Genomic DNA, 665 nt, shown 5'->3' with positions numbered 1-665 from the left:
TCAAATAGGCTTAATTACCCGTTTGCTTGAGCCAGAAGATCTTATGCCGACGCTACATAAAATGGCAGGTCAAATTGCCGCGTTTGCGCCACTCGTTCCTCAGTTTATGAAGTCGATGGTCAACTATGGCCTTGAGGCAGGACAACACTCTGGCTTGGCTATGGAAAAGTTTGCTCAAGCAGCCTTGATCGAAACAGCCGACAAAAAAGAAGGCTTACGTGCCTTCCTTGAAAAACGTCCGCCAAACTGGTCTGGCCGTTAATTTCAATCATAAATTACTAGAAGGCTTTGAAGCACTGTTTCAAAGCCTTTTTTGTTTCAAGCTCAAGCAAGTGATACGTAAATGGAGAAGTTCATGGGGAAAACAGCATGGGTTGCTGGCGCAAACGGACTAATCGGTAGTCATTTGGTTTCTTTGCTCAATCAACATCCCGCTTATGAACGTGTTGTTGCTTTCGTCCGCTCACCTTCAAGTGCCNCTTGGGCCAAGCTGCCTAAGGTTGAACAATGGCCAGTCAACTACCGTGAGCTCAGCGCTCCCGAACCCAAAAAAGTAGACGATATATTTTGCGCCCTGGGTTCTACTACTCGTAAAACGCCAAATAAAGAAGCTTACTACGAAATAGATGTCACCTTTCCTTTGAATGTTGCACGGCTAGGTCTTC

The 665-nt window shown here is 45.8% G+C and carries 2 protein-coding genes; both read left to right on the top strand.

Annotated features, from left to right (window positions below):
* Positions 1 to 262: enoyl-CoA hydratase/isomerase family protein (locus A3729_RS07160; protein ID WP_231877372.1), on the top strand; the 262-nt coding region annotated here is incomplete at its 5' end.
* Between the two features lie 93 nt (positions 263 to 355).
* On the top strand, positions 356 to 665 hold a 310-nt coding region (locus tag A3729_RS07155), incomplete at its 3' end, for an NAD-dependent epimerase/dehydratase family protein (RefSeq protein WP_197475650.1).

This window comes from Oleiphilus sp. HI0043 (assembly GCF_001634935.1).
The sequence above is the reverse complement of the archived record's forward strand: the minus strand, read 5'-3'. Positions and strand labels throughout refer to the sequence as shown.